Annotated in this window: 7 protein-coding genes; 5 read left to right on the top strand and 2 right to left on the bottom strand. The window is 66.9% G+C overall.

The window, feature by feature from the left end:
• Window positions 1–44: 44 nt before the first annotated feature.
• A complete protein-coding gene (locus tag AB4Y84_RS11540; protein WP_442243692.1) occupies window positions 45–725 on the bottom strand; it encodes a TonB-dependent receptor in 681 nt (226 codons plus the stop codon).
• Between the two features lie 148 nt (window positions 726–873).
• A complete protein-coding gene (locus AB4Y84_RS11545; protein ID WP_025874361.1) occupies window positions 874–1,338 on the bottom strand; it encodes an Lrp/AsnC family transcriptional regulator in 465 nt (154 codons plus the stop codon).
• A 124-nt stretch (window positions 1,339–1,462) separates the two neighbouring features.
• On the opposite strand from AB4Y84_RS11545, the gene AB4Y84_RS11550 reads away from it, so the two are divergent.
• From AB4Y84_RS11550 to AB4Y84_RS11570, 5 genes are all read left to right on the top strand, one after another.
• A complete protein-coding gene (locus AB4Y84_RS11550; RefSeq protein ID WP_442250154.1) occupies window positions 1,463–2,197 on the top strand; it encodes an AzlC family ABC transporter permease in 735 nt (244 codons plus the stop codon).
• Entirely contained in the window at window positions 2,194–2,508 is a 315-nt protein-coding gene (locus AB4Y84_RS11555) for an AzlD family protein (RefSeq protein WP_033831264.1), read from the top strand. The genes AB4Y84_RS11550 and AB4Y84_RS11555 overlap by 4 nt, the downstream gene beginning before the upstream one ends.
• Window positions 2,509–2,625: 117 nt before the next feature.
• Window positions 2,626–3,453, top strand: coding sequence for a hypothetical protein (locus tag AB4Y84_RS11560; protein ID WP_442243687.1), 828 nt, complete (start codon window positions 2,626–2,628; stop codon window positions 3,451–3,453).
• Between the two features lie 140 nt (window positions 3,454–3,593).
• Complete coding sequence (locus AB4Y84_RS11565; RefSeq protein WP_005409905.1) at window positions 3,594–4,022, top strand: PAS domain-containing protein; 429 nt, start codon at window positions 3,594–3,596, stop codon at window positions 4,020–4,022.
• On the top strand, window positions 4,019–5,554 hold the full coding sequence (locus AB4Y84_RS11570) for a diflavin oxidoreductase (RefSeq protein WP_442250155.1): 1,536 nt from the start codon (window positions 4,019–4,021) through the stop codon (window positions 5,552–5,554). The genes AB4Y84_RS11565 and AB4Y84_RS11570 overlap by 4 nt, the downstream gene beginning before the upstream one ends.
• Window positions 5,555–5,578 lie beyond the last annotated feature (24 nt).

A 5,578-nucleotide genomic window follows, 5' to 3' on the forward strand; every position in this document is an offset into this window, starting at 1 on the left:
CTACCGCCCCAGCCGTGCTGTTGCTCATGTTCGATTCCTTGACGTCATGGTTGGGGCGGGCGCCGGCCACAGTCGTGGCCCGCGCTGGAAGGACGGATCTGCAGGGTCACCGGCTGCGGCAGCGCGGCAGCATCGGCGTCCAGCCGCAGCACCTGCATCGCCTGCAGAAGACGCGCATCGCGGCGGGGGCTGCCGCTGCCGGCAAGCAGTTCGGGTTCCTGCACCTGGCCGTCGTTGGCAATGCGGAAGCGCAGCGTCGCCGCATAGGCGCCCGGTGCAAGGTCAGGGTCGCCACAGAATGCAGTGCGCAGCCGCTGCTGCAGGTCGCCGAAGCGGCGACGCTGCCCGAGGTCGGTGGTCACATCGGTCGGGGAGGCATCGGTGCCCGCGTGTGCGCCGCGGCGCAGTACCACGCGCTGCGCACCGATCAGCTCGGCCTCGACACCCGTATCCTGCAGCACCACCTGCAGCGCCTGCAGTGGCGGCAGGCTGGCCTGCAGCGGATGGCTGCTGCGGCCCGTGCCGAGGTCGCCGGGATACATCACCGACCACCCGCTGACGACACTGAAGCGCTCGACCGCCTGTTCCAGCGGCTGCGCGGGAATGTCATAGGCGCGGATGTCGTCCTGTGCGGCGGCAGCGAAGGCGAACAGCAACCCGGCGGCGGCCGCCACCCTCCAACGTCTGATCGCATGCTGTCCATTCAGCCCCCTGACGTAGAACACATGACCCTCGGCAGCGACATCAGCTGCAGCGGCGAAGCGCGGTGCGACCAGGCGGGTCGACCTGCGCACGGCCGGCAAGCGGGTCAAACCGTAGCGGCGTCACGTGTCATTGCGATGACGGCGGCGCGCAGGGGACGCGCCGGGCCGTTCAGACAGGCAGTTCAGTGGTCTGCTTGATCCGCTGCATGGGGATTTCGGTCTTGGTGTTCTGCACCCCGGCGATCCGGTTGAGGTGCTGTATCTGGAACTGCCGGTACGCATCAAGGTCGGCCACGGCCACCCGCAGCAGGAAGTCGCAGTCGCCCGCCATCAGATGGCATTCAAGCACTTCCGGGAAGGACTTGATGCTGTTGATGAAGTGGTTGGTGGTGTCTTCGTCCTGGCCACGCAGCCACACGCGGACGAACACCGTGAACCCACGCCCGATCCTCGCCGCGTTGAGCAGGGCCACGTAGCGATCGATGTAGCCGCCCTCTTCCAGCAGGCGGACCCGGCGCAGGCAGGCGGACGGCGACAGCCCCACCTGTCGCGAAAGCTCCAGGTTCTGCAGGCGACCATCGCGCTGCAGGGCGTCGAGGATGCGGCGATCCAGGTTGTCGAGCTGGTACTGCATGAAATTTCACCCATCAGGCTGATGGCCGCATGATATTCCACATTCCGTCGGCTCAATGGCATCAACGCAACCCGATTTCGTGATCGGACCGTTAGCATGGGCCACCCCCACCCGTTGTTGATCCATGGACGCCCGAACCACCCTGCCCCTGTCTGATCCCGTGTGCGACACCGCACCGCGCGCCGAATTCCTGCGCGGCCTGCGCGCCGCCGTGCCGGTGATGATCGGCTTCATTCCTTTCGCCCTGGTGCTCGGTGCCCAGGCCGCCCAGAAGGGCCTGTCGGCGCTGGAAGTGCCACTGATGACCGGCCTCAACTTTGCCGGTGGGTCTGAATTCGCCGCGGTCGAACTGTGGACTTCGCCGCCACACATCGCGCTGATCGTAGCGATCACCGCACTGGTCAACAGCCGCCACCTGCTGATGGGCGCCAGCCTGGCGCCGTTGCTGCAGCACCTGCCGCGCCGTCGCGTGCTGYCGGCGCTGTTCTTCATGTGCGATGAAAGCTGGGCACTGGGCGTGGCCGATGCGCGCCGTCGCGCACTGGGCTTCAGCCTGTCCTACTACCTAGGCGTGTCGGCCGGCCTGTACACCGTGTGGGTGCTGTGCACCGCGCTGGGCGCGATCGTCGGCCCACTGCTCGGTGACATCCACGCCTATGGCTTCGACATGGCCTTCCCCGCCGTGTTCCTGGTGCTGCTGCGCGGCATGTGGCAAGGCATGCGCGCCGCCCGGCCATGGCTGGTCAGCCTGGTGGTGGCTGCGGGCACATACCTGCTGGTGCCCGGCGCCTGGTACGTCGCCAGCGGCGCGCTGGCCGGTCTGGCCGCTGCGTGGCTGCTGGCCGAGGACGCCGCATGATCTTCAACGGCCTGATCCACTGGACCTCGGTGCTGACCATCATCCTGATGGCCGCCGCCACCTATCTCACCCGCATCATCGGTTTTCTCGCGCTGCGCAACCGCACCCTGAGCAAGCGCGCGGTGACGGTGATGGAAGCCGCCCCGGGCTGCGTGCTGATCTCGGTGATCGCTCCGGATTTCGTGGCCGACAAGCCGGCCGATCTGGCCGCACTGGCGATCACGTTGCTTGCGGCCACACGGCTGTCGATGCTGCCGACGGTGCTGATCGGTGTGGTATCGGCGGGTGTGCTGCGGTATGTGATGGGGTGAGCGCCAGAGGACAACCGGCGCCGACCGTCGGCTTCCATATGCAACACGTCTGATTGTGCGTGCGCCGGGGCGCCTGCAAGGATGCATCCACGGCCTTGGAAGGGTGATCTCCTGCAGATGGAATCCTGGTTGCGGCACGCCACGGGCACAGCAGCGCTGCTGCTCTGCGCCAGTGCGTGCAATACCCTCGACATTCCCCCGCGCGATAGTGTCGGCGCGGACGGAGCGTTTGCCACGAGCCTGCGCGGAGCGCCCTCGCAGCTGAGCGTTGGCACCGCATCGGTACTGCCCGGCCAGGAGAGTTCGGAGCAGACGACGCGCTCGCACACTTGCCAACGGGAATCAACCGAAGTGATGGTGCGCTGGGTCGAACCCAGCCTGTCCACTGACCAGGCAGTGAATCTATGCACTGCAGCCGCGCACGCGGCGAGACAGCCACTCCAAGCCGCAGGCCTGAACGATACACCGGTCCGCTACCAGGTCACGATCGTCAGCGACGGCGGCGGCATCTGGCAACAACCTGCCAGGCCAGTCCGACCAGAACTGGTGGTGGCGCTCTGGTTTCCCGCCGGCGACGACGCTGCTGCACTGCGTGCGCGCGTAATCTCCACCACCGCACACGAGTTCCACCATATCGCCACCGCGATGGCAGGCCAGCGCCGATGGGGAGCGCACCGGGAACCGGAGGCATACCTCGCCGGGGCATGCGCGCTGCTGGCGATTGAAGGTGAGCTTCGGCGCGAGCAGCTACCCGGCCGCCATGATCCCCGCGCTGACAGCCTGCTGCCGGCGGCAGCACGGCGGTCTGGAAATGCCGGCAACGCGATGGGCCAGTTGTTGCAGGCATTCTTCAGCGGGGATCGTATCCAACGCGATGACGAAGAAGGGCGCGCACTGCTACGACACTGCCACCACACCATCGGATTCCCCGCCATCGCCCACTAACGCCGCCCCTCCCTGCGACAGCCGGTCGCAGCCCCCTCCGGGCACACGCTTGACCTATATCAATCCGCCCCACGCCACGGGCGCGTATCTCTATGCAGGAACCCAATACGCCGGCGTCACCGGCATCCAAAGGACCTGCGATGAGCTACACCCCCGACAACGCCCAGCTGCTCAACGCCATGCAGAACGTGATGGTGATCTCCACCACCGACCTGCAGGGCAACATCACCTATGCCAACGACCTGTTCTGCACGCTCACCGGGTTCGCGCGCGAGGAACTGATCGGACAGCCGCACAGCATCGTCCGCCATCCGGACGTACCCAAGGCCGTCTACAAGGACATGTGGGACACCATCAAGGCCGGCAAGACCTGGACCGGCATCGTGCCCAACCTTGGCAAGGGCGGCGTGCTCTACGTGGTCGACACCACCGTGCAGCCGCTGTTCGACGCCGACGGCAACATCACCTCTTACATCAGCATCCGCCGCGTGGTGAACGACCTGATGCAGAACTACGACCTGGTCGAGTTCAGCAAGGAAAAGTTCGACGACTTCTACGAGGCTGCGTGAACGCCATCCCCACACGCAGGCCCATCAGCCGGCTGCTGGTGGGTTTCGCCTCCGAGTCGGGCAACGCCCGCGCCCTGGCCCAGCGCCTGGGTGCGGATCCGGACCTGCAGCCGCATGGACCGCAGGTCCTGCCGTTCAATGACATCGATGTGGCCAGCCTCGGCCACGGCGATGTGCTGCTGGCCATCTCCAGCTCGTTCGGCGACGGCGAGCCACCGGCCAATGGCGAGCGCTTCTTCGAGTCGCTGCGACAGGCGCCCGCCCTGCCCGGACTGCGCTACGCGGTGTTCGGCCTGGGGGATACCGGCTACCCCAGCTTCTGCGGTTTCACCAAGGCGCTGGATGCAGCGTTGAGTGATCGTCAGGCGCAGCCACTGCTGCACCGTGTCGACGCCGACCTCGGCTACGAACAGTTCTTCCAGCAGTGGCGGCCGGTGCTGGGCCAGGTACTGGACGGTGATGCGACCGCCGGCCAGGACCTGCGCCTACAAGTGACGGCCTACGGCGAAGACAACGCGTTCGCCGCCGGCATTGTCGAACGGCGCCGACTGAATCACAGCACCCCCGCCGCCTGGCACCTGCAGCTGGACATCGCGGGCAGCGGCATGGCCTACCGGGCCGGCGACACCCTGCATCTGGTTCCGGAAAACGATCCTGCGCTGCTGCAGGCCCTGGCCAGCTGGTATGGCGATTCCAGCGCCGTCGACGCGCTGCGCGACCGCGAACTGCGCCTGCTCAGCAAGGGCGTACTGCGCGAACTGGCCAGGCTGGGGGGTAGCGACGTACTGAAAAGCCTGCTGAAGATCAGCCAGAAACGCGAACTGGACGCCTACCTGCATGGCCTGGACCTGCTGGACGTGCTGCAGGACCACGCCACCCCGCAGTCGGTTCCGCTGGCGCGGCTGCGCGAGCTGCTCTCACCCTGCCTGCCGCGCGCCTACTCGATTGCCTCGCATCCGCGCGACGACCAGCTGAGCCTGTGCGTGCGCGAAGTGCGCTACACCCTGCGTGGCCGCGAACGCTTCGGCACCGCCACTGGCAGCCTGCTGCACGGCGGCGACACGGCGCGTGTGTACTGCCGCTCCAATCCGGGCTTCCACCTGCCCGAAGGCGGCGACGCGCCCCTGCTGCTGGTGGGCACCGGTACCGGCATCGCGCCGCTGATGGGCCTGATGCAGGAACTGCAGGCCACCGGCGACGCACGGCAGGTCCATCTGGTGTTCGGCGAGAAGCATCGCGAGCACGACTTCCTGTACCGCGAGCAGCTGCAGGACTGGCAGGCGCGTGGCGTACTGGCCAGCCTGCACACAGCGTTCTCGCGCGATGCTGCGCAGAAGGTCTATGTGCAGCATGTGCTGAAGCAGCAGGCCACGCAGATGCGGGATGTGCTGGCCCGTGGCGGCCACATCTACCTGTGTGGCAACAAGAGCCACCTGGAAGGTGCGATGCGCGAAGCCATCGACGCGATCGGCGGCGAAGGCCATTGGGATGCCCTGCGCAGTGAGGGTCGCACCCACTGCGAGCTGTATTGAACCGTCCCTCGGGTAGAGCCGGCC

This window comes from Stenotrophomonas sp. 2YAF22 (assembly GCF_052114665.1).
GTDB lineage: Bacteria > Pseudomonadota > Gammaproteobacteria > Xanthomonadales > Xanthomonadaceae > Stenotrophomonas > Stenotrophomonas indicatrix.